19 protein-coding genes are annotated in these 26,182 nt (G+C 67.6%); 5 read left to right on the forward strand and 14 right to left on the reverse strand.

Annotated features, from left to right (window positions below):
• Nucleotides 1-87: 87 nt before the first annotated feature.
• From ABFD92_05845 to tmk, 8 genes are all read right to left on the reverse strand, one after another.
• Nucleotides 88-711 carry a bifunctional precorrin-2 dehydrogenase/sirohydrochlorin ferrochelatase gene (locus tag ABFD92_05845; protein MEN6504041.1) on the reverse strand — a complete coding sequence of 208 codons (624 nt, stop codon included), beginning with the start codon at nucleotides 709-711 and terminating at the stop codon, nucleotides 88-90.
• A complete protein-coding gene (locus ABFD92_05850; GenBank protein MEN6504042.1) occupies nucleotides 693-2,171 on the reverse strand; it encodes an anthranilate synthase component I family protein in 1,479 nt (492 codons plus the stop codon). Before ABFD92_05850 ends, ABFD92_05845 begins: the two co-directional genes overlap by 19 nt.
• Entirely contained in the window at nucleotides 2,171-3,400 is a 1,230-nt protein-coding gene (locus ABFD92_05855; protein ID MEN6504043.1) for a hypothetical protein, read from the reverse strand. The genes ABFD92_05850 and ABFD92_05855 overlap by 1 nt, the downstream gene beginning before the upstream one ends.
• 11 nt (nucleotides 3,401-3,411) lie before the next feature.
• Nucleotides 3,412-6,255: a hypothetical protein gene (locus ABFD92_05860; protein MEN6504044.1), complete on the reverse strand. Its 2,844-nt coding sequence runs from the start codon at nucleotides 6,253-6,255 to the stop codon at nucleotides 3,412-3,414.
• A 103-nt stretch (nucleotides 6,256-6,358) separates the two neighbouring features.
• Nucleotides 6,359-8,683 (reverse strand): hypothetical protein, encoded by a 2,325-nt coding sequence (locus ABFD92_05865; GenBank protein MEN6504045.1) that lies wholly within the window; start codon nucleotides 8,681-8,683, stop codon nucleotides 6,359-6,361.
• Nucleotides 8,680-10,848: an ABC transporter ATP-binding protein gene (locus ABFD92_05870; GenBank protein ID MEN6504046.1), complete on the reverse strand. Its 2,169-nt coding sequence runs from the start codon at nucleotides 10,846-10,848 to the stop codon at nucleotides 8,680-8,682. The genes ABFD92_05865 and ABFD92_05870 overlap by 4 nt, the downstream gene beginning before the upstream one ends.
• Nucleotides 10,849-11,027: 179 nt before the next feature.
• Entirely contained in the window at nucleotides 11,028-12,137 is a 1,110-nt protein-coding gene (locus ABFD92_05875; GenBank protein ID MEN6504047.1) for a DNA polymerase III subunit delta' C-terminal domain-containing protein, read from the reverse strand.
• Nucleotides 12,134-12,778 (reverse strand): dTMP kinase, encoded by a 645-nt coding sequence (gene tmk, locus ABFD92_05880; protein ID MEN6504048.1) that lies wholly within the window; start codon nucleotides 12,776-12,778, stop codon nucleotides 12,134-12,136. The genes ABFD92_05875 and tmk overlap by 4 nt, the downstream gene beginning before the upstream one ends.
• 221 nt (nucleotides 12,779-12,999) lie before the next feature.
• Between tmk and hypF the strand changes: the two genes are divergently transcribed.
• The 5 genes from hypF (at nucleotide 13,000) to ABFD92_05905 (ending at nucleotide 19,305) form a co-directional block, all read left to right on the forward strand.
• A complete protein-coding gene (gene hypF, locus ABFD92_05885) occupies nucleotides 13,000-15,384 on the forward strand; it encodes a carbamoyltransferase HypF (protein ID MEN6504049.1) in 2,385 nt (794 codons plus the stop codon).
• Between the two features lie 242 nt (nucleotides 15,385-15,626).
• On the forward strand, nucleotides 15,627-15,869 hold the full coding sequence (locus tag ABFD92_05890) for a HypC/HybG/HupF family hydrogenase formation chaperone (GenBank protein MEN6504050.1): 243 nt from the start codon (nucleotides 15,627-15,629) through the stop codon (nucleotides 15,867-15,869).
• Entirely contained in the window at nucleotides 15,866-16,945 is a 1,080-nt protein-coding gene (gene hypD, locus ABFD92_05895; protein MEN6504051.1) for a hydrogenase formation protein HypD, read from the forward strand. Before ABFD92_05890 ends, hypD begins: the two co-directional genes overlap by 4 nt.
• A gap of 242 nt (nucleotides 16,946-17,187) precedes the next feature.
• A complete protein-coding gene (locus ABFD92_05900) occupies nucleotides 17,188-17,658 on the forward strand; it encodes an OmpA family protein (protein ID MEN6504052.1) in 471 nt (156 codons plus the stop codon).
• 234 nt (nucleotides 17,659-17,892) lie between these two features.
• Nucleotides 17,893-19,305: an SUMF1/EgtB/PvdO family nonheme iron enzyme gene (locus ABFD92_05905; protein ID MEN6504053.1), complete on the forward strand. Its 1,413-nt coding sequence runs from the start codon at nucleotides 17,893-17,895 to the stop codon at nucleotides 19,303-19,305.
• Nucleotides 19,306-19,440: 135 nt separating this feature from the next.
• On the opposite strand, the gene ABFD92_05910 is transcribed toward ABFD92_05905, so the two are convergent.
• From ABFD92_05910 to ABFD92_05935, 6 genes are read right to left on the reverse strand one after another with little or no spacing between them, the layout of a single operon-like run.
• A complete protein-coding gene (locus ABFD92_05910; protein MEN6504054.1) occupies nucleotides 19,441-19,893 on the reverse strand; it encodes a hypothetical protein in 453 nt (150 codons plus the stop codon).
• Nucleotides 19,877-22,297: a type II secretion system secretin GspD gene (gspD, locus tag ABFD92_05915; GenBank protein ID MEN6504055.1), complete on the reverse strand. Its 2,421-nt coding sequence runs from the start codon at nucleotides 22,295-22,297 to the stop codon at nucleotides 19,877-19,879. The genes ABFD92_05910 and gspD overlap by 17 nt, the downstream gene beginning before the upstream one ends.
• Nucleotides 22,294-22,872: a hypothetical protein gene (locus tag ABFD92_05920; protein ID MEN6504056.1), complete on the reverse strand. Its 579-nt coding sequence runs from the start codon at nucleotides 22,870-22,872 to the stop codon at nucleotides 22,294-22,296. The genes gspD and ABFD92_05920 overlap by 4 nt, the downstream gene beginning before the upstream one ends.
• On the reverse strand, nucleotides 22,872-23,429 hold the full coding sequence (locus ABFD92_05925) for a GspMb/PilO family protein (protein MEN6504057.1): 558 nt from the start codon (nucleotides 23,427-23,429) through the stop codon (nucleotides 22,872-22,874). The genes ABFD92_05920 and ABFD92_05925 overlap by 1 nt, the downstream gene beginning before the upstream one ends.
• A complete protein-coding gene (locus ABFD92_05930; GenBank protein ID MEN6504058.1) occupies nucleotides 23,429-24,823 on the reverse strand; it encodes a hypothetical protein in 1,395 nt (464 codons plus the stop codon). The genes ABFD92_05925 and ABFD92_05930 overlap by 1 nt, the downstream gene beginning before the upstream one ends.
• On the reverse strand, nucleotides 24,820-26,127 hold the full coding sequence (locus tag ABFD92_05935) for a type II secretion system protein GspK (GenBank protein ID MEN6504059.1): 1,308 nt from the start codon (nucleotides 26,125-26,127) through the stop codon (nucleotides 24,820-24,822). Before ABFD92_05935 ends, ABFD92_05930 begins: the two co-directional genes overlap by 4 nt.
• Nucleotides 26,128-26,182: the final 55 nt, after the last annotated feature.

The raw sequence follows: 26,182 nt of genomic DNA on the forward strand, positions 1-26,182 counted from the left end.
TCCTCGATTGCGGATTGGGGATTTCGGATTGCGGATTACGTCCCGCCGTCTCAACCCTTCCGCATCAACTTATACGTACTGAACGCACTAAACCCGGCATAGTTCCAGGCATCGCTGACGAAGCGACTTTGCGCCTCCCGCCATGAACAGCTGGTAGCCCCCCTCGCCAGCCAATTGCTTCATGACCGCCTGGCGACGCTGTGGCGGCAGCGGACGGTGTCGAAGCATATGCCGGATGCGTTCCAGGGCGGCGGCAAATCCGGCGATTTTCTGCGGCATCGCGGTGGCCATATGCTTCTTGAGCAGTTTTGCCAGCGCCGGGGCAGTTCCGCCGGTACCTACGGCCACCACAACCTTGCCGCGCTGCAAGACGGCCGGGGCGAGAAAGTCGCAGTCCTCGATCTGGTCTACGGCGTTGACCAGCGCGCCGGCCGCCCGGGCGTCGGCGGCGATACGGGCATTCGTGGCCCGCTCGCCCGTGCAGGCGAAGACCAGCATTGCCCCTTTAAGATCGCTCTTGCGATACGCCCGGGCGACCACCGTCGCTCCGGCGATGTTCGGCCCCGCCGGGTCTATGACGCGCACGGCAGCGCCCGCCGCGATCAGCGAACGGGCCTTTCGCCGTCCGACCGCCCCGCCGCCGACGACAACGGCGAGCTTGCCCCGCATGTCCAGCATGATCGGAAAGGTTTTCATAGTGCTGTCGCGCATGCGACGCGCGCCTCTTCGATAGCCTCGAGCATGGCCCGGGCCTTGTCGGCTGTCTCGTCCAGTTCGCCCTGGGGCTGCGAGTCGGCGACGATGCCCCCGCCGACCTGCATGTGTACGTCGCCGCCGTCGCAGACCAGCGTGCGGATGGCGATGTTCCACTGGCACGAGCCGTCCACGCCGACGTAACCGATGCATCCAGTGTATACGCCGCGGGGCACAGACTCGATCTCGTTGATGATCTCCATCGCCCGGATCTTCGGGGCCCCGGTGATCGAGCCGCCGGGAAACGTCGCCCGCAGCAAGGCCGCCGCGTCGACGCCCGCGCACAATTGCCCCTCGACCGTGCCGACCAGGTGCAGCACCGTCGGATGCACCTCGAGGCGGCGCTTCTCCGAAACGACGACGCTGCCGTAGCGGCAGACGCGCCCCAGGTCGTTGCGCAGCAGGTCGATGATCATCGCCAGTTCGGCGTTGTCCTTGGGGCTGGCCAGCAGCGCCTCGGCGGCGGCAGCGTCGGCGGCGGCGTCGCCGCGGCGCGGGCGCGTGCCCTTGATCGGCCGCGTGACCACCCGCCCGTCGCGGGCGCTGAGGAACAGCTCGGGCGAACTGCTGAGCACGGCGCAGGGCGCGCCGGCGAATTCGAACTGCAGGTACGCCGAATACCACGCCGGGTTTCGCCGCCGCAGCGCCTGGTAGATCGCCGCCGCCGGCGGCCCCTGCCGCACGCTCAGGCGGCGCGAGAGGTTCACCTGGAAGATATCGCCGGCGGCAATGTACTCGACGCACCGCGCGACCGCCTGGCGGTACTGCTCGTCGGTGAAATTGCAGACCGCGCCGGCCACGACCGGGCGGCAGGTGGGGTCGGCCCGTTCGGCCGCTTCCGGCGGCGGCGCCGTCGGAAGGTCGCGCGCCTGGTCGATCATATCCTGCAGCGCCCGCGCGGCGCAGCCGGCGCCGTCGGGCGGATGGTCGAAGACCAGTTCGACCATCTGCCACTGCCGCAGCAGCGCGTCGTAGACCAGCACCGCGTCGTGCAGCGACAGCCTCAGGTCCGGCAGGTGCGTGTCGCCGGCGCGGGGGGCGGGCAGACGCTCGACGAGATTGGCCAGTTCGTAGCCGGCGAATCCGAACCATCCGCCCAGGTACGCCGCGGGCGGGGCTGGGGCAGTCAGCTTGACGCGTCCCAGGGCGGCGCGCAGAGCGGGCCAGAAGTCGCTTCGGCGCGCGGGGGCGATCTCCCGCCCGTCGCGCCGCAGCGCGCCGCGATCAAGCGTGAGCACCTCGATGGGGCGGCAGGTGATGACGGAATAGCGTCCGTACTGGTCGTGCAGGGCGGACGAATCGAGCATGACGGCCCCAGGCTGCCCCTGCAGCAGGGGAACCACCGCCCCCGCGGGGCAGGTGAGATCGATCGGCCGCACCGTGACCCTGGCGGCCATCTCGCCGGGGGATGTATCCATCAGCGCCCGCCGTTGTCGTCAGGCAAGTTTCCCGACCCGACCTGGTTGAACTGCTCGCGCGTGAAGGCCCGGGCCGCCGATGCCGCCGCGGCCAGATACGGGTTGGGGTCCTTCATGTAGCGGTCGAGGACCGCCTCGGCCTCGACCGGGTCGCTCTTGCTGCGATACGCGTATCGCACCAGTCCCAGCGCCAGCAGCCCCTGAGCCCGCCAGGCTGAGTCGGGGTCTTTCTCGACGATGAACAGCACGTCGCCCAGGGCGGGACTGGCCGGCCAGATCGCCTGGAGTTTCCGAATGACCCGCCGCTTGGCGTCGTTGATTTTCAAGACGTACGTGTTGAGCGTCTTGAGTTCATCGTTCTCAGTAGCCGTTTCGCCGTGAATCGCCTTGAGGCCCTCGACGGCCTTGACCTGGATATCCAGCCCGACCTGGGTCATGTTGGCGATGCGTCCTTCGGAAGCCATGTGCCATCCCAGGACGAACTCGGCCTGGGCGCAGGCGATGGCGCGGTCGCGTTTGTTCTGGCGAAGGTAATAGACCCTCAGCGAGTCGAGGGCATCGGCGACATTGAGCAGCTCCGTGGCGGGGCGATATTCGATCGCCACCTGGAACGTCTTGGGCGTGTGCGTGAAGGTGTAGTCCATGGTCTGCTTGGCCGCACCGGCCTTGACGTGCGATTCGATCTGCTCCAGCAAAGCCATGACGGGCGGCGGGGGAATCGCCGCGGCAGCGCCGCTCTCATCTTCGTCCTGGACGTTCCGCACGATTCCGTAATCAAGCCGCCCGCCCGGACCGCTGGGGGCCTCGTCGCCGAGGTAGACGGCCAACTGGGCGTAATTGTCCTTGATGACCTTGACGGCCAGGGCGTAGTCGTCGCCGGCGTTTCCGGAATTGGTGGGCAGGGCGCCGACCACCAGCGCCGGGGGCGCGTCGGGCTTGATCAGAACGATCATGTCATCGGTGGTCCTCTCGCGCCCGGTGGAACATCCGCGAGTCAGCAGGAAGATCCCCGCCACTGCCACCACGGCCAGCACCATCAACCCGCCGACGATCCAACCGTTTTTAGACGCGGGCGGGGCGCCTCGGGTATAGGCGGGTCGCTGGGTGCGGGCCTGCGGCGCGGGGGCGGGCCCTGCGGCGGGGGCGGGCGCCCGCGTCGCCGGCGGCGGCGGGGGGCGTCGCGGCACGGAGGGACGGGGCGGACCACCTGATCCTGGCGTTGATGTCATGGCTGAAACTCCTACGGCTGGGGCGTCGCGCCGCCCGGCGGGCGCAGGTACATCGTACCAAGGTTGCGCGGGTCATAAAAGTGCCGCGCCGCGCCCGACCAACTCGACGACTCGCTGCCGGCGGTGGCAAACCGGGCGAAATTGACGCCCCACAGGCGAGCCGTGCCCGCCTGAGCGAAAGCCGCCAGCGGAATGGCCATCTCCACGCGCCACTGACCGTTCTCGCGCGCCACCGCCGCCTTGTACGCCACCGGCCAGGGGGAACACTTGCCCAGCGGGGGGCGGCACCCCACGCCGCGCTCGGCCACCACCACGCCGGTGGGCTTGATCAGCAGGTGATAGAGATCCTCCGCCGACTGGGCGGTTCGACCCGGGTCCAGGATGATCTCGACGAGGTCCTCGCCGCAGGCCATCAACTGCTCGTAGTGAACCGAGTTGTCGGCCCGGCTGACCAGGGAGGCGATCTGGGGCTCGTCGCAGCGGAAAGCGATGTACAGAAAGTTCTCGTCGCGCAGCACCTGCACGAGCGTCTGCCGCGCCGCCAGCGGGCTCGTGCGCCCGCGACGCCCGACCAGCGTAAACGCGCCGGCGGCGTTGGCCGGGCGGATCGGCCAGTCGCCCAATGCCCCGTCGATCGTCACCGCCGAAGCCGCCGGCAAAGCGATGACGAAGGGCACGCCGGCCGCGAAGTGCCTCTGCCGCCGCCGGTCCACCGTCACGTTCACCGGCAGCGACATCTTGCCGGTGGTTCCCGCCGGCAGCGTCGCGCCTTCGGCTGTCAGTTCGACGACCCCCCTGGTGGCCGCGGGCATGGCCAGGCGGGCGGTTGCCTTGACGTTCGTCCAGCCCGGCGGCAGATCGCCCAGGGCGGCCACGACGCTCACGTCGCGGCGGAACTCGTTGTACAGGTCCAACAGAACGCTGGCGCGCAGGCGTCCGTCGGCCAGTTCGACCACTCGGGTGCGCACCTGCTCGACGCGCACGGAGTAGACCTTCTCCTCAAACTCCTGCCAGTCCATGCGGCGCAGTTGCACGTCATGGTCGCTGGGCGGCACGGGCGCCAGCGCCGCCTCGATCTCGACGGCCATCAACCGCCGCGCCATCTCCCAGGCCGCCGGCTCAGCCACCCACCCGTCCAGTCTCACGTCCTGGTACTGATCGCCGGCGGCAGCCACCCCGGCGTATCGGGCCATCGCCCTGGCCAGCGAGTCGGCCAGGTCCTGGCGCTTGCGTTGGCGGAGCAGCCACAGGTACGCGATGTCCTGCAGCCCGCGGCGCAGTCGCTTGAGCCGCACCGAGGGCAGGACCTCGTCGCCGCGCCCGACGGCGTTTCCGGGATAGAACAGCCTTGCCTCGGCGCCGGCGGCGGTGGCGTACGGATCGGCCGGCCAGTTCATCACCTCGCCGATGAGCAGCCCCGTGCAGTCATATCGCATGGCGAACCAGGGAATCGCCCGCGCGTCGCAGGGCGTCGAGACCACCCCCAAGGCCGGCGTGTAAGGCGGTTGGCCGGGCGTGAACCACAACCCCGCCAGACGCCTGGAGCCCTGGCCCGGCGACACCGGCGCCGGGTCGAAAAACTCGCCGCTGGGACAGTGAATGTCGACCAGCGAGGCGTACTCTTTGGGCGCGGTCCATCCGGTCGGCTGGGGGGGATTGGCCGGCAGCGTCGAGAGGATCGGCAGTTCCGCGCCGGCGGCCCGGACCAGCTTCGCCAGGGAGATGAATTGGTCATAGGCCGCCGCGTCGGCGCCGCCGCGCCGCGGCCAGACGAACAGGCGCCCGCTGTCCTTGGCCAGGGCCTGGGCGTGCTTGCCGCACTGGGCCAGAATCTGCGCGGCCGTCTCGCGGTAGGTGGCGCTGTCCGCTCCGCCATAGGGGCGGCTGGGAGGCCAGGCCTCGCTGAAGGGGATCGGCCAGGCCGCAACAGCGACGCGGTCGTCGAACGCCGTGCCGCTGAGGTAAGGCAGCACCACCGCGTCGTATTCGGTCCAGTCGAGCTTGACCTTTCCGGTCAGGTCGCGCTTGAGCAGCGGCGTCATCGTCGTGTCGAACAGGTCCAGGCGGTGGGCGTGGCCGAGGCGCATCAGTTGACGCATGAGCACCAGCCCGCGCTTGACCTGCGGGTGCTGCAGGTCCATCCGCACCGGGACGAACGGCACGCCGTCGCGCTGGATGAACCGCGAGAACAGGGCCTTGTGGTCGAAGCCCCCCACCGCCGCCAGCGGACGCGCGTCGGGAAGGACGAATCCGTACACCTTAAGTTTGATCGGCCGCACCGCGTCGGCGCGACCTGCCGCCGAGACCGTCAGCGACCCGCTGTAATCGCCCGCACGGGCGCTGCCGGGCACGGCCAAATCCACCCAGACCACCAGCCGCCGCTGCGGGTCCAGCGCCGGACCGATGTCCGGGGCCTCCATCGGCACCAGCGCGTCGTAATGCGTCACCGGCTCGGGAACCTTCTCGGCCAGTCGCAGATACCATGCCGGATAGCTCGTGACGCGCACGGGCAAGGCCTGGAATGCGCTGAATCGCGCCGCAGCGATCCGCGCGCCGCCGGGACCGGACAGCTCGCCCAGGCGGACCTTGATGTCGCGCAGCTCGCCGGCGTCGGCGTCGATGACGACCTGGAAACTGACCGTCTCATTGGCCGCGGCGAATAGATTGACCGACTGCATGTCGGCGTCGACGACGATCGGATCGACGAAGGGCTTGGTCTGATCCGTCAGTGCGGCCATATCGCTGGCGACCCAGACCGCCGGCGCCGTCCCGACACGCCGCCCGCACCCGCCTGCCGCCGCCAGCGCCAAGCCGATCGCCGCCCATACCAGAATGCCCGAGCGTTCTGCTATCACGCCGGCATTGTACCGGTGAAGCCTTGGACGAACCAGTCTGTAGCGGCCGGCCATGGCGACCCGCTTCGCGTGTCGCCATGCCACCCGATACGAATGTGCTGCCCTACGGCCGCGTCGCCGGCGCCGTTGCCGTCGCCGGGCGCGTCTGGGAGTGGGGAATCTGCGGCGCCCAGGGCAGGGCGTAGATCGTCAGCGTCGGCCACTGGGTCGGGAACGGGTACGCCTGCCAGCCGCGCCTGCCTTGGGTGCTCGATGCCGCCGTTGTCGCCGGGGCGGTGGCGGTGGCAGCGGTGGCTGTCGCCGGGCGCGTGGCGCTCTCGGAGCGATATTGTTCCTGTTCCACCCGCAGACCCAGCGGCTTCAATTGGTCCAGCACCACCAGGCCGGCGGGGCGTCCTTTGGCCCAGCGTTCGAAGAGGTCCTCGCTCAAGGGCGAGGGATAGCCGATCGTGACCGCCTGCGACCAGATCTGCTCCCAGTTGACGACGATGTACGAAAGATCCTTCTGCTTCAGAGCCGCCAGCAACTGCGGCCCACTGACGCCGGCGCGGGCCTGCTCGGCCAGCCATTGCCCGTCGAAGGGCGAAGCGTACAGCGACTTCGGCGGATAGGCGAAAACCCGCGGGTCGCCCAGGATGAGCGATCGCCTGTCGGCGGGAGGACCGACCAGCACGATCAGCCCGCCGTCGGTCCGCGCGGGGGTGGGGATCACCACCTCGCTGTGGGCCTCGATCGGCGCGCCCGGACGGGCCGGCACGTCCGCGCTGACAAAGAAGAACACCCCACCTGCCGTCACGAGATTCACCAGCACCGCCATCGCCGTGACCGCCACGGCCGGCGCCATGCCCCAGGGCCCCGTCGAGGGGCGATCGGCACTCTTGTTAAACGGGCTGACCTGAACCTGCGCCAGGCGAGCCAGCACGCCGGCCGCCAGCAGCGACAGCGGCACCATGACCGGCACGATCCGCTCCATCGCCATCGACGGCGTCAGCAGCGCCCAGCAGAGCAATTGAGCCCCAGCGGTGATCGCCAGCAGCCACTCCCAGGCCGGCGATCCGGGCGTGGCGATCACGGCGCACAGCGCCGCCAGCGCCACCACCAGGGTAACCACGCCCAGCAGATCGCTGGAACTGTAAGCGACGAAATTCCTGTAAAAGAGCAGCGCCCGCGACGGGGGCTCCGGCTCGGTCCACCCCGGCGGCGAGGGCACCGGCGCCCCGGGAGGCACGCTATGAGCGCTGAGCCACCGCTGCTGCTGCTCCTGGCTCCAGTGCGATCGGCCGAAGGTCTGCGTCATGCGAGGGAAGAACGGGTTGCTCGTGTAGGCCGCCGCGCGGATCATCCACGGGGCCATCATGATCAGGATGCCCGCCACGGCCAGGCCCGCGTGCCCCGCCCGCCGGCGAACCAGCATGTAGGCCCCCGCCACCGCCAGCGCCGGCAGCACCACGGGCACGAACGCCTCGTGACCGGTCGACCACGCCGCCCCCAGCATCGCGCCGATGCAGACGGCGCCCTGCCACCGGCGTTCCAGCGACCACTGGCGCATCCACAGCACCGCCAGCGTCAGATAACACACGACCGCCAGGTCCGGTCCGCCGGCCCAGCCGAGCATCAGCAGCATCGGCGTCGAGACGATCATCGCCGACGCCAGGCGCCATCGCAGCGTCTCTTCCCCCTTAAGCGCGGCGACGATCCCCGCCACCGCCAGCACGCCGAACCCGCCCTGGATGAACTTGGCCAGGTACATGCCCTCGTGCGCCCCGCCGCGCAGCGCCATCGCCAGCAGCGAAAGCATCTGCGTCGTCAGCGGCTCGTAGCTGAAACTGTTGTGCGCCAACCCGCCGACGTGCTGGGCCAGGTAGTACTCTCGCGGAATCTCAAGGTCGCGCCACAGCGTCTCCATCGCCGCCGGGAAGTTCACCCACAGCGCGTTCTGACGGCACGCCCCGACCAACCACACGCCGCCCGCGGCCGCCAGCGCCAACCACACCATCGCCCGGCTGTCAAAGCTCGACGCCACGCGCCACGTCTCAAGATGCCGCCGCCCCTGCCACGCCGCCAGCAAAACACCCCCGGCCAGCAGCGGCCACCAGATCCACATCTTCATCAGGCCCGGTACGGCCGTCCCCGCCAGCATCATCACCGCCGCGAGCAACCACAGGCCGATCGCCGAAGCCGTCACCACCCGCAGCCCCAGCGGCGCCGATGCGTCGAGCCAGCGGCGGACGATGAGGTATCCGTACCCGCCGGCGGCGACGAACACGACCGCCGCGGCGACCCCCTCCAGCGCCGTCAGCACCACCAGCATCATCAGGGGCTTGGAGAGGCCATAGACCCACATGGGCATGACCAGGGCGGCGATGACGATCAGGGAGATCAGCATCGGCCGCGAGAGCGTCCCGAAAGGCGAAGGTTTTGTTGTCACCGCCGGTGCCCCGAGGAATCGAGAAATTGCGTTTCGTAAAGCTGGCGATAGAGCCCGCACCGCGCCAGCAGTTCTTCATGGCGTCCACTGTCGATCATGCGCCCGCCGTCCATGACGACGATGCGGTCGGCGCTGAGCACCGTGGCGAAGCGGTGGGCGACGATCAGCGTCGTGCGCCCGCGGATGACGTCCTGCATCGCCTGGTGGATGCGCCGTTCGCTGTCGCCGTCGACCTGGCTCATGGCCTCGTCGAAGATCAGGATCGCCGGGTCGCGCAGCACCGCCCGGGCGATGGCGATGCGCTGCTTCTGCCCGCCCGACAGCGTCGTGCCGTGTTCGCCCACGATGGTATCATAGCCGTCCTTCATGTCCCGCACGAACTCGTCGACGAAGGCCTTGCGCGCGGCGGCCTCGATCTGCTCGCGCGTGGCGTCGGGGCGCCCGTAGGCGATATTGTCCGCGATCGTGGCGTGAAAAAGCACCGCGTCCTGCGTGACCACGGCGATCTGTTGGCGCAGCGAGCGGATCTGGACGGCGGCAACGTCCTGTCCGTCGACCGTGATGCGCCCGCTGTCGGGGTCCAGCAACCGAGGCACCATCGACACCAGCGTCGTCTTGCCCGAGCCATTGGGCCCGACAAACGCCACCACGTGCCCGGCGGCGATGTCCAGCTTGATGTTCTCCAACGCCTGCGTGGCCGCCCCGGGATAACGGAACGAGATGTTGTCGAAGGCGAGGCTTCGACCCAGACGAGCCAGCGGTTTGGCGGAGGGAAATTCCTTTTCAACGTTCTGGTCGTGCAGCTCGAAGATGCGCTGCGCCCCGGCGTCGGCGCGGTGAAATCGCGTGGCGATCTTCGAGAGCTTGCGCATCGGGTCGAACATGCCCGTCAGCAGGGCGATCCACAGCGCCAGCTTGTCGGCCGACATCGTCTGGAGCACCAGCACCCAGTATCCCGCCAGGCAGGCGGCGCCCAGACCGGCCAGGAACCCCAGCACCTCGATCATGGGCGAGCTGGCCGAATCGATCCGCGCCATCCGGCGCTGCTGCTTGTAGACCGCCGCGTTGATGTTCTTGAACCGCCCCTCTTCCGCCGGTTCCATCGTGTAGGCCTTGACCACCCGAACGCCCGTGAGCGTTTCCTCCAGGCGACCGAGCATGCGGGACCAGCCCTCCAGCGCCTTGCGGCTGGCACGCTTCATCGCCTTGGCCAGCAGGCGGATCATGCCAAAGACCATCGGGCCGATGATCAGCGACATCAGCGTCAACTTCCAGGAAACCATGAAGGCGCCAATGATGCAGCCGATAGCCTTGAGCGGTTCGACGACGGTGATGCCCAGCAGCGTTTCCTGCCCCTGGGCCACTTCGCTGGTATCGGCGATGAACCGGCTCATGGTGTCGCTGGAGCCGTGCTGTGAGAAATAGGTCATCGGAAGGCGCAGCGTAATGCCATAGTTTTCGCAGCGGATGTCCATGCAGGCGCGAAAGACGCTCGTCTGAACCAGGTAATCCTGGAAAAACCGCAGGACGTTGCGCAGCACGGTGATGGTCAGGCTGGCCATCACCAACCACAGAAACATCTGGTAGCGCCCCTGCTGGATGTCCTGGAACGTCCCGGTCGGCTCGGGAATGGCCTTGGCCACCTCCCCCAGCAGACGCGTACTGGCCTGCTCATGCCCCAGCGTCGCGCGCAGCGTGGACGACTGCCGCCGGTATAGATCGTACACCCGCAGCGACACCGTCTGACCGGGCGGCATGGCCGCCAGTTCCCGCACCAGGCGGTCGGCCCGCATCACGCGGTGGTCGTCCCGGCGGTCTTCAATGCCCACCAACCACACGTTTTCTCTGAGCCCGGCCGCGGCGGCCGCGCCGTCCTTGTTCACCTTCACCACGTCGACGACCATCAGGACGGTCTGCCCGTCGATGGGCGGCATGTCGGGAGGGACCACGTGCTGCACGACCGTGACGCCCAGTCGGTCTTCGACCACCGAGTTCCAGGCCCAACCGTGCAGCCCCTCAGGCGTCATCAGGACCTTGATGCCCGGCGGAATCAGCGCGAACCCGCCGCTCCAGAGCAGCGCGATCAGCGCCGCGCAGAAAATGGACACGCCCACCCGCCAGCGGTAGGGTTTGAGGTAGCCCAGCGATCGAAAGAAATATCTCATGGGGAAGATTGGTTATACGCTCAAAACTCGCCGAAAGCAATCCATCCTCGTTCACCGCGGAGAACGCAGAGAACGCGGAGCAAAGAAGAGACAGGGAAAAGATGGTTCTTGTTTCTTCTTCTTTGTGTCTTCTCTGCGGCCTCTGCGATCTCCGCGGTGAATCTCCCCATCAGCGCGTTCTAGACCCGCAGCGGCGCCGCCGAGGCGCAGGTGATAACCACGTTATCCCAGACGGTCTTGTGATTGACGTTGCGCCACAGCAGTTCCTCGAACTGCGCGAAATGCTCGATGATGCGGCAGAGCTGGTCGCCGCTGAACCGCTGGGCAATCGCCCGCACCGCCTGGGCCTGGTCGGCGTTGATCAGCGGGCGGTCGCTGCCCGCCGACAGCGCCAGGGCGTCCTGGTAGACGCTGGCCGTTATCTCGAGCATCGCCCCGGTCGCCTGGCGAACCGCCAGGTTCTTGCTCATCGTGCTGCCGTCGGCACGCTTGCTGGCCGAGACCGTCGCGTTGGCCAGCTTGTCGACGATCGCCGTGAGCTCCTCGCCCAGCTCGACGTCGCCGCCGGGGCCCAGCGCGGCCAATCGGTCCAGGATGTCACGCTTGACGCCATAGAGCCCCTGGGCCGACATCGCGATCGACCGCCCCAGCGACCCGCCGGTGACGGCCGACCAGAAGCGGGCCTCGTCCGCCTCGATGCCGCTTTCGACCAGGCGCTGGGTGACGAAATCGTGCGGCAGGAGGTTAAACCGGATCAGGCGGCAGCGGCTGAGCGTCGTGGGCAGGAGCTGCTCGGTCTGGCTGGAGATGAGGATGATCGTCACGCCCGGCGGGGGTTCTTCGAGCGTCTTGAGCAGCGAGTTCTGGGCATCCTGGCTCATCAGCTCGGCTTCGAGCACGACAAAGACCTTGCCCCGCCCGCGGGCCGACGCCCGCATCGCCGGCTCAATCAGAAAGCTGTCGATCACGTCGATGCCCAGCTCCTGCATGACGCGGTTGCGAACTTGCACGTCTTCGTGAAAAGCCGCCAGCTCCTTGTAGACCAGGTTGAAGTCCGGATGAGCCCCGGCGTTCATCATCCGACAGCTTGGGCAGGCGTTGCAGGCGGAAAGACACGTCCCTTTTTCTTCGCACAGCAGGACCTTGGCCAGGGCCGTCGCGGTGGTTTGCCTGCCGACGCCCTCGGGGCCTGCAAAGATGAGCCCGTGGGGCAGGCGCTCGGCCGCCATCGCCTGGCGAAGGTCGGCCACCGCTTGTTCCTGAGCCACGATCTGGTCGAGGTCGATCATGCCCACCGCCATCTCGCGATCAGGTCGCGGAGAAGTTGCTGGGTGGCCTCGATGTCGCCCGAGGCGTCGATCATCGCGCAGTGCGCCGGGTCGTCCTGCACCTGGCGCTGGAACATCTGCCGCACCTTGCGATGAAACCCGGCGCCCTTGGATTCCATCCGGTCCAGCTTGCCCTGGCGCTCGGCCGTGCGCCGCAGACCCAGTTCCGCGTCGAGATCGAGAATAATCGTCAGGTCCGGCATGGCGTCGCCCACAGCCGCCCGGGCAACCTGGCGAATCACGTCGACGTCGGCCCCGCCTGCGCCCTGGTAGGCGATGGTCGAGGAGATGTAGCGGTCGCTCAGGACGCACTGCCCCGCCGCCAGCGCGGGGCGGATGACCTCGGCCGCCAGTTGCGCTCGGCTGGCCATGTAGAGCATCAGCTCGCACGGGACGACCATTTCGCCGTGGCGGTTGTCGAGCAGGATCTGGCGGATGCGGTCGCCCACAGCCGTGCCGCCGGGGTCCCGCACGCGACAAAGACTCACGCCCTGGTCCTGCAGGAACTGCCCCAGCAGGCCGATCTGCGTGCCCTTGCCCGCGCCGTCTGGCCCGTCGATGACGATGAAGCGGCCCAAGAGTTTGTCAGCCAACTCGCTCATGATGCTAGTAGTATCGTAAACAAAGGGAGAAAAGAAAATCCGAAATCCAGAACAACAATTCCGAAACAAAGGACAAATAACAAGAGGCAGAAGAACAGAGGAACAAAAGACCTGCTGGCCGGACCGGATTTCTTGTTGTTGTTTGCTTATTGTTGTTTGTTTATTGTTGTTTGTTTCGGATTTCGAATTTGTTGTTTCGGATTTGCTTTTCCCGAGTATCCATGGCTTCCACCGCCACAACCCGATGCCGTTTTGCCGTCACCGGTCAGGTCCAGGGCGTCGGGTTCCGCCCGTTCGTCTACCGGTTGGCCGTCGAGTGCAACCTCACAGGGTGGGTGCGTAACGACGCGCGCGGGGTGACGCTCGAGGTGCAGGGCGCCGTGGGCGATCTGGAGGAGTTCGCCTGGCGACTGGCGGGCGAGCTGCCCCCGCTGGCGGCCATCGCCACATGCGAGCGATCCGAGGCCGAGGTGATGACCGGCGAGCAGCGGTTCGAGATCCGCCCCAGCGAAGAGGGCGAACTGGCCGACGCGCAGATCACCGTCGACGTGGCCGTCTGCCCCGACTGCCTGCGCGAGATGGCCGACCCGGCTGACCCCCGCTACCGCTACCCGTTCATCAACTGCACCAACTGCGGGCCGCGGTACAGCATCGTCGCCCGCGTGCCCTACGACCGCCCCAACACCACCATGAGCGGATTCGAGATGTGCCCGCTCTGCCGGCGCCAGTACGAAGACCCGGCCGACCGGCGGTTCCACGCCCAGCCGGTGGCCTGCCCCGCATGCGGGCCCGCCGTGCGACTGATCGACAACCAGGGGCTGGCCATCGACTGCGACGACCCCATCGCCGCGGCGCGCCTGCGGCTCCAGGCTGGCGACGTCGTCGCCATCAAGGGCCTGGGCGGATACCAGCTCGCGTGCCTGGCGGCCGACGAGCACGCCGTCGGGCGCCTGCGCCGCCGCAAGCAGCGCGACGCCAAACCCTTCGCCCTGATGGTGCGGGACGTGACCGAGGCCGCCGCCCTCTGCCAGGTCAGCCCCGCGGCCGCGGCGCTGCTGGAAGGCCCGCTGCGCCCGATCGTGATCATGCCCCGCCATCCCGGGCGCCGCGTCGCCGCCGAAGTCGCCGCGGACCTGGACACCCTGGGCGTCATGCTTCCCTACACCCCCCTGCACCATCTGCTGCTGGAGCCGCCGCTGGGGGCGCTGGTGGTGACCTCGGGCAACTACTCCGATCAGCCGCTGGTCTGCGACGACGACGAGGCCCTCTCGCACCTGTGCGGTATCGCCGACGTGATGCTCGTACACGACCGCCCCATCGCCCGGCGCGTCGATGACAGCGTCGTCCGGGACGCCGGCGGCGGACGCACGCTCGTCCTGCGCCGCGCACGGGGATACGCGCCCCAACCGCTACGACTGGCCGAGCCCATCGCCCGAGCCATCGACGGCGCCCCGCCGGTGCTGGCCGTCGGCGCCGAACTCAAGAACACCTTCTGCCTGCTCGATCGCGGCCGGGCGCTCGTCAGCGAGCACGTCGGCGACCTCAAAGACGGCCGCACGTTCCGCCACTTCATCGACACCATCAACCACCTCGAGGCCCTGTTCGACATCCGCCCGGAGCTGCTGGCCGCCGACCTGCACCCGCAGTATCTCTCCAGTCAATACGCCCACCGCCGCCACCGCGGCGAGCTGGCGTCTCAGGAAGCATGGCGGCTGGAAAACGCCCGCCATGGCACCGGGAACGACAGTCAAGACGGACTGCCCATCGAGCTCGTCCAGCATCATCACGCGCACATCGTTTCATGCATGGCCGAGAACGGCTGCGCCGAGGGCGTCATCGGCATCGCGTGCGACGGGGTGGGCTATGGCGACGACGGCGCCGTCTGGGGCTGCGAGGTACTCGCCGCCGATCTGCAAAGCTACCGCCGCCTGGGTCACCTGCGCTATCTGCCGCTGATCGGCGGCGACGCGGCGGCGTCGCAGACCTGGCGACCCGCCGTGGCGGCGCTGCACGAGGCGTTTGGCGAAGGGTTCACGCGGCACCTGGGCGCTCTGCCGCTGCGGATCGATGCCGACCAGCTCGTCGCCGCCATCGAGCAGGTGACAATGGACGTCAACTGCCCGCCCAGCAGCTCGCTGGGACGATGGTTCGACGCGGCCGCCTGGCTCTGCGGCCTGACCGCCGAAAACGCCTACGAGGCCCAGGGGCCGATGATGCTCGAGGCGGCGATCACGCCGGATGTCGACGGCGTCTATCCCTTCGCCCTGACATCCACCGGACCCTTCACCATGGAGCTGCAGGCCGCTGTCGAAGGGATCGTGGCTGACCATCGCCGGCAAACCGACGGCGGCGTCATCGCCGCAAAGTTTCACAATACGCTGGCGGCGATGCTCGCCGAGGCGGCCCGGCGGGCACGGGACGAAACCGGCCGAACCATCGTCGCCCTCTCCGGCGGATGCATGGCCAACCGATATCTGTCCGCCAGGCTGCTACACTTGTTGGAGGCCGACGCCTTCACCGTGCTCCTGCACCGCGAGGTGCCCTGCAACGACGCCGGCGTGGCGCTGGGCCAGGCCATCGTCGCCGCCGCGCGCAAACGAACGTAGTAATAAGCAGGGTGCCATGGCGGCCGTTTCTCAGCCGCCATGTCCCTGACGGTTATTCGCGAAGCATGGCGGCTGAACAACGGCCGCCATGGCACCCCGGAGCTCCAGGACCTGGGTGGCATGGCGACACGCGCAGCGGGTCGCCATGGGGCGCCCGCATGAAGCCCGGGAACGCGCGGAGCAAGCTCCGCCGCTAATGTTGTTAAATTGGAAATTGAAAATCGCAAATTGGAAATCCCACTATGTGTCTCGCCGTCCCACTGAAAATTGAATCGATCGACTCCGAGGGGGCCACCGTCACCCTCGACGGCAACAGCCTCGTCGTCTCGCTGGCGGCCGTGCCCGAAGCCCGCGTGGGCGACTGGGTGCTCGTACATGCCGGCCTGGCCATCACCGTGCTCGACGAGCGGGAGGCCCGAGAGACCTTCGAGCTGCTCGCCGAGGCGCTGGGACCGGACCTGCGCGGCGAGGCGCCGCAATCATGAAGAGCGTTTCCCAACTCCGCCAGGAACTGACCGAAGTATGGCCAGCCGCGGCCGCCAGGCTCCCCGGCGGGCGCCTGGTCGTGATGGAAGTTTGCGGCACGCACACGATGGCCATCGCCGCCGGCGGGCTCAAGGGCCTGCTGCCTGAGGGCCTGGAGCTTATCAGCGGGCCCGGCTGTCCGGTCTGCGTGACGGATCAGTCGTACATGGACCAGGCGGTGTGGCTGGCGCGGCAGAGCGGGGTCGTCATCGCCACGTACGGCGACATGGTGCGCGTGCCGGGGCGCGAGGGGTCGCTCGCCCAGGCGCGGGGCCAGGGGGCGCGCGTCGAGGTCGTCTACTCCGCCCGCCAGGGCGTTGAGTTAGCCAAGACAAATCCGCAATCACACGTGGTGTTTCTGGGCGTGGGGTTCGAGACCACCACGCCCGCCACCGCTCTGGCTGTACTCGAGGCCCGCCGCGACGGGGTGAACAACTTCAGCACCTTCACCGCCCACAAGCTCATCATGCCGGCGATGAACGCTCTGATGGCCGCCGGCGACGTGCGCGTCGACGCATTCCTGTGCCCCGGCCACGTCAGCGTGATCCTCGGCTGGAAGGCCTACCAGCAGATCGCCCGCGACCACAAACGCCCGTGCGTCGTCGGCGGGTTCGAGCCGGCCAACATCCTCGCCGCGCTGGTCGAGATCTGCCGCCAGGTCGCCGCCGGCACGGCCGCCGCAGGCAGCGTCTACCCGCCCGTGCGGGCCGACGGCAACGCGGCGGCGCTGAAGCTGATCTTCGACGTCTTCGAACCTGCCGACGCCCCATGGCGGGCCATCGGAGTGATTCCTCTCAGCGGTCTGCGCCTGCGCGACGAGTTCGCCGCCTTCGACACGCAGAAGCGATTCGCCCTGCCGCCGGTCGAAAGCTACGAGATGCCCGGCTGCCGATGCGGCGACGTGATCTGCGGCCGCTGCCGCCCCGCCCAGTGCCCCCTCTTCGCCAAAGCCTGCACCCCCCGCGACCCGGTAGGCCCCTGCATGGTCTCCGCCGAAGGCGCCTGCGCCGCGGCGTTCAAGTACCAGCGGAGATAGATTCACCGCAGAGGCCGCAGAGGAAGAAGAGAGCAAAGGCGAAGAGATCAGAGGGTGCCATGGCGACCGTTGTTCAGCCGCCATGTCCCCCAACGTGAGCATCATCATCCTCGTTAACTCTCAGGGACACGCACAACGGAGTTGTGCGTGGCACCCCCGGCGCGATAGACATTTCTTGCGATTCCTGAAATTCTTCGCGTTGCCAATCGTCTATAATGCGGCCTCGTTCCCTGGCGGCATTTATGAGCACATTACTCCTGAGATTACTTTCGGCAACGGCGATTGCGCTGGCCGCGGGATGTCAGGCGCCGGCCCGCGTTGAGCGATACAATCATCCGCTGGGCGGTCAACCGCTCAACACCATCGTGCTGGAAACTGATTCGCTCTTTTGTGCGGGGCGATGGAGCTTCACTGCCGAGGACGAGGCGTGCGTCAAAGAACTGGCGGAGCAAATCCGCCAGCACTGGCCTAAGGCTCGGATCGTCGTTTTCGGCCACACCGACAGCAACCCGATCACCAAGACTCCCCGCTTCAATAGCTATGAGATGTCGCAATATCGCGCCGAGGCGGTCAAAGCAGTCTTCGTAGCCGCGGGGTTTACGGACGTGTGGGCTTTCGGCATGGGGCCTGATTTCCCGATTGCCACGAATGCGACGGTGCAAGGCAAGCGGGCAAACAGGCGCGTCGAGATTGTCGTGATACAAAAGGAATAGTTCCACCCCAAGTTCACGATCTCGCCTCCGATCTCGATGCGTTCATTACTGAAGGGCGCGTTCGGCGGCGACTGATCACTTTGCCTTCCGCGCGAACCACCCATTCATCCATCCATCCATCCTTCCTTCCATCCATCCTTCCTTCCATCCTTCCATCCTTCCATTATTCCCTCATTCCATCATTCCGTTCCGTCCCCGGTCTGTGGTATGCTCCCGGTCCTTCTTTGGAGAACGATGATGATACGCATACCGGCTGGAACGTACGACGTGGGATCGACCCCGCAGCAGCGGGAGGAGCTCTGCAAGCGGTACACCATGCACCCGAGCATGCTTGTCGACGAACTACCCGCCCAGAAGGTGGAACTTCCCGAGTTCTATATCGACGAGTTCCCCGTCACCAACGCCCAGTACGCCGCGTTCATGGCCGCTACCGGCGCGGGTGAACCGTACGATTGGCCGCTGCACGCCACGGCTGAGCGGGCGCATCATCCCGTCGTCGGCGTCGGCGGCAGCGATGCCGAGGCCTACGCCAAGTGGGCCGGCAAGCGCCTGCCCACGCCGCAGGAATGGGAGGCGGCCTTCAGCGGGTTTGAGCCGATGGCCGACCGCGTCGTGCCCGGCGGGCAGTGGCTGCCGGTGACGTATTCGATCGAGTCCGACCCCACGCAGCGCAGCAAGTTCGGCCTGCACGGGTTCGGCCAGGTGTGCGAGTGGACGTGCGTGGTCAACGCCAAGGGGCAATTCCCCTTCCGCCTGCTCAAGGGCGGCAGTTGGATGAGCCAGGAAAGCTGGGGCCTGCGGCGCCAGACGGCGTTCTACGCCTTCGCCCCCTGGTGCCGCCAGTGGACGGGTCTGCGATGCGTGTCCGACAAGCAGATGCCCGACATGCCCGAGGCCCCGCTGCCGCAGGTCGGCGCGCCCGACTATCACCATAACCCCAGCGCCGCCGGCGACAGCGTCAAGCTGCTCTATCACGGCGGACGCGGCATGGGCGTGGCTTTGCCGCATATCGGCGAGGCGCTGGGCATCGCGGCGCCGGAAGGCTACCTCATCGACGGCGCCGGCCCCAAGGAGTCTGAAGATCTCTACAGTTCCGGTCCGGAAAGCTCGGAGACTGGAACCGTCACGTATCGCTTCCGCATGGACAAGATCGAGAACCAGTTCCAGTTCCGCGCCGGGCCTGATTTCTTCGACATGGATTATTCCTTCAAGAACCTCAGCAACAAAGACGCCACGGTGCAGGCCTCGGCGTGCATGAACGCCGGGTTGATGGACGTGTTCTACGACCTCGAAGGCAGCCGCTCATTCATCTGGCTGGGCAAGGGCGAGTGGATGCCCCTGCGCTCCCTGCCGCGCGTCGAGGGGTGCGGGCGCTGGATCAGCTACGTCACGCTGCCCCAACCGCCGGCCAAGTCCGTCGTGGTGGCCGTGCTGGGCAAGAACTCGCCCATGGTCTTTGCATACTCTCGCCCCAACCTGAGCGGCCCGCTGGCCCTGGCGAATAACTTCTGCTTCTCGTGCCTGCACCTGGACCCTGCCGTCCGGGTGCCCGCCGGCGGCGAAGCCTCCACCCGCGCCCGGGTCTATTGCCTCAAGGGCGGCCTGGACGACATCCGCACGCGATTCGTCAAGGACTTCAGCCTGTAGCTAGCTTCAAGGCGGGCGGGTGGCATGGCGACACGCGTTTTTGTTTTTTGCGGGTCGCCATGGAACTGCTGCAGAACATGGCGACCCGCGTGGCGTGTCGCCATGCCACCCCCGCTATCCTACGCTGACTACCGGTTAGCGATTCAGAGCTTCTTCGGGCGGGCGGACCACGCGGAAGAATACCGGCTTGTCCTGCTGGGGCATTTCGGCCAGGATGCCCCACCGTCGGCCGTCGTGGCAGGCGGAGGCTTCATAAAGGATCAGGCGCCCCGGCCAACCTTTCACGGCCAAACCCTCGCGAGTGTAGATGTACGGCACGCGCGAGACAGGGCAGACCAAAGCCAGACCGGACGCGCCGGACGAACGTTTGTTCAGGTCGGCCAGCGTCGGCGGCAGTTGACCGTGGTCGGCGTAATACGCCAGCAGTTCTCCACAGAGATCGTGGAGCATCTCCGAGCAGGCATCGTTCTGGGGCGCCGCCGCGGCTGGCGCTGCCAGGTCGGCCGACTGGTCCGGCCAGGCGCATCCGCCGGCGGCTGCGGCGGCCAGACCCATCACGACAGTCAGGATTCTAGCGTTGGGGTTCATATCGCACCTTGGGCGCCGCGGGTTTAGCCGGGGGCAGCGGCGCAGAGCCTGCGGGCCTGGCGGCCTCGTTCAGCGGGGCCGTCGGGGGCACGACGGGCTCGGCCATTCCTCGCATGTGGTCCTGGAAGGCGCCGCCCTGGACGGCGTTAGGCAGGATCTTGGTGTTCTTGATTTCGGTGTCGGTGATGGCGTCGAGGTCCTGGGTCTGCTGGGCCACGTGCGGGGTCAGGAAGATCAGCAGTTCGGTCTTGCTCTTCCTTTCGATGGTCCGGCGGAAGAGCACGCCCAGGCCGGGAATATCGCCCAGCCAGGGCACCTTCTGCACGCTCTTGAACTTGCGGTCTTCCATCAGCCCGCCGATGACGATGGTTTGCCCGCTTTGGACGGCCACGCGGCTCTGGGCGGCGCGCTTGGAGATCGTCGGGGCGCGAACGGTGTCGGAGATCGGCACGGTCGAGTCCGTCAGCGTTGAAATCTCCGGATACACGTCCAGCGTCACCAGCCCCTGCGGGTTGATGTGCGGCGTGACATTGAGAATGATGCCGATGTCGTCGTACTCGACGGTGTTGATCGTCTGGCCGGTGTCGGTGATGCGCGTGTTGGTGATGAAGGGCACCTCCTGCCCGACCATGATGGCGGCCTGCTGATTGTCGCCGGTGAGGATGTACGGGCGCGAGAGCACGTCGAGCTTGTCGACGCCGGCGATGGCGCGGATTGTCGCGAGGATATTCTGCTCGTTGAGCTTGAACATGAAGCCGGTGGTCTCGGCGGCAATCTTGAAGTCGGTTCCGGCCGAGAAGCCCTTGCCCGAGGCGCGCAGGTTCATGCCCGAGAACTCCACGCCCAGGTCCAGCGAATTTTCGTGCGTCACTTCGGCGATCAGCACCTTGATGAGCACCTGCGGCACGGCGTGATCGAGGTTGGCGATGATCTCTCGCACGCGGTCGAAATTCTTCGACGAAGTCGTCACCAGCAGCGAGTTGGTGTCTGCCTCGGCGACAATGAACACCTGCCCGATGAGGTCGGAGGCGGCCGTGCCCGTCTGGCCGCTGCGCTGGGCCCCGCGTGCGCCGCCGCCGCGCTGGGTGCTCTGCTGCTGTTGCTGGCGGGTGAAGCTTCCGGGCATCATGCTCTGGTTCTGGCCGGTCCCGCCCGAGCGGGCGGAACTGCCCGTGCGCCCGCTGCCGCCGGTTCTCCCGCTATTGCTCATGCGGTTGGTGAAGGCGCCCGTGCCGGTGTTGCCGCCGTAGATTCGCCCGGCGCTGGTCGTGCCGGAGGCGCCGGTGGCGCCGAAGATGCTGTTGAGCACCGGTTCGAGCGTCGTCGCCCGGGCGTTCTTAAGGCGGTAGACGAACACGTCCTGTTCGAGGGAAGGATTCGAGTCGAGTTCCGTCACCACGCCCTCGATCACCTTGAGGATCTCCGGCGAGGCGCTGACGACCAGCGTGTTGGTGCGGTCGTCGGCCGAGGCGGTCACCTTCACGCCGCGCTTGTCGGCGCTGGAGTCCGCCGCCGGCGCGCCCGGCATCACAAATGCCCGCCGCCCGCGCATCATCGCCGCCAGCGGGTTCTGGCCGCCCTGGGGCTGGTCTTCCTTGAAAATCTCCCCGATGAGTTTGGCCGCGGCGGTGGCGTTGGCGTACTTGAGCTGGAAGACCTTCACCTGGGCCACTTCGGACATATGCACGTCGATGGCGCGGATGATCTCGACGATGCGTTTCACCGTCGCCTCGGTGCCGGTGATGATGATCGTGTTGCTGGAGGCATTGCTCGTCACGTCGGCCGTGGTGGGGATCAGCGCCGCCAGGTCGGCCTTGAGCTTGACGGCGTCGGCGTAGCGGATCGGGATGACCTGCGTGATGATGCGGTCGGTGGGTTGGATCACGCTGGGGTCGTTGCCCGAGCGGACGGGCACCATCTCCTTCTTGGCCTGCTCGAGGGTGACGATCTTGAGCATGCGTCCCTGGCGGATGGCGGCGAAGCCCTTTTCCTTCAGGACGGTGTCTAACAGCGAGACCGCCTCGTCGACCTGGATGTCGCGGCGGCTCATCACCGTGATGCGCCCGCTGATGGGCGCGTCCTGGACGATGACCAGTCCGGCGGCTTCGGAGAGATACTCCAGCACCGTCCGCACGGAAGCGTCGCGGAAGTTCAGCGACAGGGGCCCCTGCCCCGCCGTCGGTCGCGAGGCGGGGCGCGAGACTGCCATCTGCGTGCTCTGGGTCTGCGCGGCGGCCGCTTGCGTCGTCGCCACCGGCTGCGACTGGGCGGGCGCCTCAACCGCGGGCACGTCCACGGGCGAATCCTGTCCCCGCGCCGCCGGCGCCGCGGCCAGCAGTGCGCAGATCGTCACCGCGGCCAGGGCCGCACGAGTCACTGTACAATAGCGTGTTCGTATGTTCATCGTTGGAGATCCTGTAAGCGGCGCAGCCGCAAGCGCTGGAGCACGTCGTTATCATTGGCCGAAGAGGGCGGGGCGGCGGGCGTAGCGGCCGGCGCCGAGGCGCTCTGTGTCGATGTCGATGCCTGCAACAGGACGGCGATGCCTTCGATATCTTCACCGATGGCGATGGTTCGCTCGCGCGCTCCGTTGCGGTACGTCACGCCGTCGAAGGAGATATCGGCGACCGTTCCATGCCCGATCGCCATCCCGGCCTGGACCCAGAGGGTCTGCCCGTCGAGGCTGTCCTCGAAGAAGGCGATGGGGCTTTCGCCCTGCAAGGCCACGCCCGTCAAAACCAGGTGCCGCTGGGGCGCCGGCGGGCTGATCTCGCGCGGCGGGGTATACGCCCGGGCCGCCACCGGCCTGCGGCTTCGGTCGCGCGAGAAGATATTGCGATCGACGATCAGGCGGTAGTCGTCGAGCGACCGCTTGGGCGGCGCCGACGGCGCCGAGGCGCTCTGCGTGGCGGGGCTCTGCCCCGTCGCCGGCAGCCACAGCGCCGCGGTCAACGCCAGGACGATCCATGGGCGAGCCATTATCCACCTCCTGCGCGGGCCGGCGCGGGTTGGCCTTTGGGGGCGTACAGGGTCGAGAGGCGCATCTCGAAGTTCAGGTCATCCTGCCCTTCCTTGCGGCTGGCGATCTGCAACTTCACCACGCGGATGGGAATGCTGGCCGATTCGATCTGCCAGAGCAGTTGCGAGATGCCTCGCATCGTGCCGCTGTAGGAGGTCTGGAACTCGATCTCGCTGAAGCGTCCCTTGCCGGCGATGCGGACGGTCTGCACCTGCCCGCGTCCCAGACCGGCGTCCTGGGCCCACTTGCGCATGGCGTGAAGCACCTGCGCTTCGGCCTCGGCGGGGTCGGTCTTGAGATTGGTGCGTTTCATCTGCTCGAGCGTGGCGGCGCTGCGGTCTCGCTGGGCCATGAGGAGCTGCCCCTCGAGCGATTCGGCAGCGCAGTTCGCCTTGGCCGCGGCGGTGGCGGCGCGGGCATCGAGCAGCGGCGAGACGATCAGCCAGTTGGCCAGCAGCGCGCCGGTCACGACGATCGTGGCAATCAGGATATACCGCTCGCGTCTGGAAAGAACCATCAGTCGACTCCCGCGGCATTGAGTTTGAACGAGAAGGTCACCGCCGGCGAGGCCGACCCGCTGTTGCGCACGTAGAGCGTCTCGATGTTGCTGAGTTTGCGGTTGGCCTTGAGGCGGTCGAGCACGTCCAGCACCGCCGCCTCGGTGAGCGACTTGCCCGTCACGGTGACCTGGCGGTCCTCGCGAATCTCCAGGCTCGTCGCCCAGATGCGCCCTTCGCTGGGAAAGGCCCGCGTCACCTCGCGCATCGGGCCCAGGCAACCGGCTCGGGTGTCGAACCACTGGCGCGCCGAGCGGATATCGGCGTTGAAGATCTTCGCCTCGTCCCGCGCGGGTTTGCTGTCGGCCAGTTCCTTCACCATCGTGGTCACCGCATGCTGCTCGCTGCGCCAATCCACGAACAGAAATATCCCGATCGCCAGCAGCGCCGCGGCCACCACGCCGCCCAGCAGCGCCCGCGGACCCACGCGCGCCCTGGCAGGCTCGGACAGGCGCGAGTGCAGAAAGTCGATCTCGGGCCCCTCGCCTGCGCGGGCCAAAGCCGCGGGGGCGGCCAGCGCCGCGTCGCTGGGAATGTCCGGACCCGAAAGCCCCAGGTCCGACGCCAGGGTGCAGAACCGCACCGGCAGATGCAGCGCCTCCGCCGCGGCCGACAGCGGCGCGTGGCCGACGCCGGCGCAGTCCCAGACCAGCAGCTCGGGCGGCTCAGTGCCCGACGCGCCCAGCAGAGGCAGCAACCGCCGCAGGTGACCGTCGAGAGTCGCCCCCGAGGCGGCGTCTTGCAGCCGCACCGGCAGGTGACGCACCAGGCGCAGGCTCTGACCGCTGATGACGACGGCCTCAATGCCCGTCGCCAGCACGCACAACACGATGCGCCCGCCGGGACCGGCCGGGCCGCACGATCGGGCCAGGGCGACAGACGACGAGGTGACCGCCAAGACCTCCAGCCCCGCCGCCGCGGCAAGAGCTTGCACCTGGTCGACGATCTCCCGCGCGGCGGCGGCGATCAGCACGCTTTGCCCGCCGCCGGGGACGCTGCGGGCGCTGTAGTCGAACGCCAACTCGGCGTTGTCAGAGGCGAAATCCCGCTCGACGGCCAGCGACACGATTCCCCGCAGCGACTGCTCATCGGCCGGGGGCAGCAGCTTCTCGCGGCAGACGATCCAGGAGGCCGCAAGCCCCACCACGCAGCGCGACGCGCCCAGCCCGCCGCGGCGCAAGGCCGCCTTGAGCTCGCGCCCGAGGCGCTGCGGATCGTTGAGGTTGATCTCGGCGTTGAAGCTCACCGCCACGCTGCGCAGGGCGGTCTTGGCGCCGTTGGCGGTCACCTCGACGGCCGTAATGCGCTGCTCGTTGACGACCAGGGCAAGATGTCTGCCTCGGCTGAACATCACTTGGGTGTCTCCTGTATGACGGTCCGCGCCGCGGTCAGGTCATCGAGTGAGCCGCCGCCGCGCAGGTGCGCGAGGGTCTCGCTCGCCAGCGGCCAGCCCAGGTGCGTCAGGTCCTGGCGGTAGATCACGCGCGGCGGGCTGGCGGCGGCGTCGACGACGATCCGGCAGCGGCGCGGGCTGCGCCCGTCGGCGGCGACGCTGACGATGTCGGCGGAAAAGCAATACGTCCGCACAGTGATCAGGGCCCCGATGGCCCGGGCCTTGGCCGGCGTCAGCACCTGCGCGACCCAGGCGATGGTCTGCAGGGCCTCGCCGCCTTCGAGCCGCTTGGCCACCAAGGCCGCGGCGTCATTGTCGTCGAGCCCGGGCAGGCACGCCAGTACCTGTCGCGGCGCGGTGTTGACGTTGATCAGCCCCTGCAGCGGCGTCGCCGGGTCGCTGGTCGTCACACCGTCGGCAATGGCGGCGAACTCTTCGATCTTCAACCCGGCGCGAATGTAGAAGTCCAGGACGTTGTCGAACGGTCGGCCGCTGTACGTGCGGATGAGCACGTCGGTGGCGCGGCTGGCGTCGAGGCCCTTGGTGACGGCGTTGCGGAGCGTATCGCCGCCGGCGGTGTTGATGTTGACGCGCGCCTTGGCGTCGGAGGCGCTGTTGCTCTCGCGGCTGTAGACGGTCACCATCGACAGCAGCCCGCGGCGGAGCTGTCCGTCGCGGTTGTCCGCCGGCAGGGAGGCGTCGCCGTCGTCTTCATAGAGGTCGAGCAAACCGTTGCGGTTGCGATCTTCTCCCAGCAGCAGGTCCTCGGTAGCGCCGCAGACCAGGAACAGTTCCTCGATGGTCTCCAGCGGGGCGTTCTTGCACTGGTAGGGGTCCTTCTGCGTGAGGTAGTATTCGCTCTCGGCGCCGTTGGGCGTCACGTTGCTGTCGCCGTCGCGCCAGTCGACGATAGCCGCGGCCAGTTCGTCGGTCATCTCCGGCAGCTTGATGAGCATGGCGACGGTTGCGGTGTTGAGATTGAGCTTGGCGCACTCGTCGGCGATCCCGAAGGCCCTCTGGCGGTCGTTCTCGAAGTCGGGGCGGATGATCCAGAACATTCCCTGCCCGAGGCGCACGGCCTCGCAGGGCACCTCCGCCTCTTCGGGCATTTTGCCCTTGAGCGAATCGACTGCCGAAAGCACGTACTGGATGGCCCCGGCCTCGACGGCTTGGGCCTGCGCGGCGGAATACTCGTTGCCCGAGCAGACCAGTTCGACGCGCATCGAGTGGCACATCACCATGGCCATTGCGGCCAGCACGATCATGATCCACATCGTCACGATGAGGATGGCCCCGCGGCGGCAGGAGACTGGGTGCCGT

The sequence above is a fragment of the Planctomycetaceae bacterium genome (assembly GCA_039680605.1).
In the GTDB taxonomy this organism is placed as follows: Bacteria; Planctomycetota; Phycisphaerae; order SM23-33; family SM23-33; genus JAJFUU01.